Raw genomic sequence first — 2,802 nt, forward strand, 5'->3', positions numbered from 1 at the left:
CAAATGTAGAGTGAAAGAATTTCAGCCATATTCACACTGGTGAAGCATTAAAAAATCAACTATCCCAATTACAACAAGAATTGAGAGATAGTTCAGACACACAAGTGTAAGCTGCACTCACGCTAAAATATAATGCCTGCATTTTGAAATAGCGGCAATTGAATTACTTGGGTTTATTTGGCGTTATCCAAATTGGATAAGGAAATGCCCAGCAACCTAATATTGCGGTTTTCCAAATCAATCGACTCAAACAGTGTTTTGGCTATCTCAAAAATCGTATCCAATTCACTGATAGGAGCAAGGATTGTCTTACTGCGGGTTAGTTGCTGATAGTCAGAAAACTTGACTTTCAGAGTTAATGTGCGACCCCGCGTTTCGTGCTGCTCTAACCGTTGCTCGACAATTTGGGCAATCTGTTCGAGTTCTTGCAACATCTGACCGACATCGCTTAAATCACTTGCAAACGAAGTTTCTGCACCGATGGACTTACGAACCCGATTCGCCTCTACTGGTCGATCATCTTCTGCCCTGGCAATCTTGTAGTAATAATGACCAGCTTTACCAAAGTGGTGTGTTAGGTCAGTCAGCGATGCCTGCGGCAACGTCAGAGACGAACGCTCCTTCAAATCTGCGCCAGTATGAATGCCGAGCGAGTGCATTTTCGCTGCTGTAACTTCTCCAATGCCGTGGAACTTCTCAATTGGTAGCTTCTCTACAAAGGCGATCGCATCCTCCGGTAAAATAACCGTCAGTCCGTTGGGCTTGTTCTGCCCTGATGCCATTTTTGCAAGAAACTTGTTAATTGACACACCTGCGGTTGCTGTCAACTGAGTTTCCTGGAAAATCGCAGTTTTGATATGTCTTGCGATCGTAGAAGCGTAGGTGATGTTTTGCTTATTCTCAGTAACGTCCAAATATGCTTCATCTAGTGCAACTCCTTCCACCAAGTTAGTATAGCGTTTGAATATGGCGTGGATTGAAGTGGAAATTTCTCGGTAAACGTCAAATCTTGGTCTGACAAAGATAAGCCCAGGACATTTGGCAATTGCTGTTACTGATGGCATCGCGGAGTGAATCCCAAACTTACGAGCTTCATAACTGGCGGCGGCAACCACGCCTCGCTGATTCGGGCTGCCACCGACGACTAACGGTTTTCCTCGGTAGCTAGGGTTGTCCCTCTGTTCTACCGATGCATAGAAGGCATCCATGTCTACGTGAATTATCTTTCTCACTTGAAAGCAGAGTGAAGCATTAGAAATTTAGGCTAACTGGCGCTTAATAAAATACTATATTACTAGCTATATAGTACATTAGTACTGCTTGGTTCAAATACCATTGTTCCGTACCTCTGAGTTTTGCGACTCAATTATTCATGTCAGTTAAAAGGAGCGAGCGTATGACTAATCTTGTCCAAAGCTTAGAACAGTGCTGGTACATCTCCCCACCTTGGGGTCAACGAATCCCGCCGTTGCTAGTAAGTTTTCTTGAACGGGTGTACTACGTGAAGTCTGTCAAAGCATTTGGTTACTGCTGTGGTGTCGAATGGTCGCCGCAAGGCTGGAAATACGAAATCAATACTTGCAATGACAATATTACTGTTTGGGGTAGTGAACTTATTGGTACAGGTAATTTGCGTTCGCCCTTGGCGTTGGCGCAGCCATCGCTGCCCCAAGAAAAACCCGTTTTTCGCCTGGGTGAGTTGGTCGAGTTTCGATTTCACGGTGATGGGCCACCGATCCGCATAGTCCAAGGTATTCAACTGATTAACGATTGCTGGTTCTACAGCATCGAATGGATCTCCCCTACTATATCGGAAAAGGGTGACGAGGTTTTTACCTCTAGAGATTCCATCACGCGGGTGAGTGACTATGACTTGGAGCGGGTACGATTATGACAGTGTACACCTCATTCTATCCTGGCTCTCATCCGAGGCGAAAGCATCTCAATCTCCCTGTATCCTCCCCAAAATTGGAAGGGTAAGCACCTACCTCTGTTTGCTCTCACTCCTGAACTTTTAAAGTGGTGGAAAGCATCAGATCAGGATACCGAAGCTGAAAAAAGAGTACGAGCGTTGGTTTCTGCTGGTTCTTCAGGAGCGGCAGCAGATGATTAAGCTTTGGATACGGAAGCAGCAGCTTTTCTTGTGCAGATATTACCTTGTTGTGTTCTTTTGAAGATCGGGGATTTCTGTCACAGGCATATCGTCGGGCAGAAGGCGATCAGGCGATGGCTACCAGAATTGTGGGGTGGGGAAGTTCCAACAGCTAATCAAATGTCCACAATTGGATCACAAAATGATTCTAGACTTACACAATTAAATAATGGTATCGGTCTAACCGATACCTTAACTATTACTGATATACTCTTTAAAAATTTTACACTCATAATGCTACTGAGTCAACCACGTCACAATTCAACCAACAGTGATAAAGGTGCAGTTGCCCAAACCATGCTCTTTACAACGGAATAATCTACAGTTGAATCTTTGGGTACTCACAAGAATGGCACGCTTGAAAAGCGTAAATCCCTGGTATTACCGGATGAAAGGGTGTGGGGTTGCAGATTTGGGTGTAGGGAACTAAGAAGATGTTGAACTTTTTGACGCATTCGCATTTAATTGTCTGGAACACTACCCCCAATACCCTGCCAGCAAGGACGTTTCACATGAATCTTCGTGCCATTCGGTACTCAATACGGTTCGGATAAGCTCTTGAGGCAGGGGAGGAAAGAGAGTTATTAAGTAATTTCTCTCCCCCTGCTTCTCTTCTCCCCCTGCTCCCCCTGCTTGCCTCAACAGATAAC

General features: G+C 44.8%; 3 protein-coding genes. 2 read left to right on the plus strand and 1 reads right to left on the minus strand.

Features of this window, described 5'->3' with window-relative positions; translation table 11 throughout:
* Positions 1 to 173: 173 nt before the first annotated feature.
* A complete protein-coding gene (gene dinB / locus H6G97_RS49245; protein WP_190947536.1) occupies positions 174 to 1,232 on the minus strand; it encodes a DNA polymerase IV in 1,059 nt (352 codons plus the stop codon).
* Positions 1,233 to 1,396: 164 nt separating this feature from the next.
* Here dinB and H6G97_RS49250 point away from each other — a divergent pair, with 164 nt between their 5' ends.
* Entirely contained in the window at positions 1,397 to 1,894 is a 498-nt protein-coding gene (locus H6G97_RS49250) for a DUF1392 family protein (protein ID WP_190947537.1), read from the plus strand.
* Between the two features lie 222 nt (positions 1,895 to 2,116).
* A complete protein-coding gene (locus tag H6G97_RS49255; protein ID WP_190947538.1) occupies positions 2,117 to 2,470 on the plus strand; it encodes a hypothetical protein in 354 nt (117 codons plus the stop codon).
* The last annotated feature ends 332 nt before the right edge of the window (positions 2,471 to 2,802 follow it).

Origin of the sequence: Nostoc flagelliforme FACHB-838 (assembly GCF_014698065.1) — a bacterium.
Lineage (GTDB): Bacteria > Cyanobacteriota > Cyanobacteriia > Cyanobacteriales > Nostocaceae > Nostoc > Nostoc flagelliforme_B.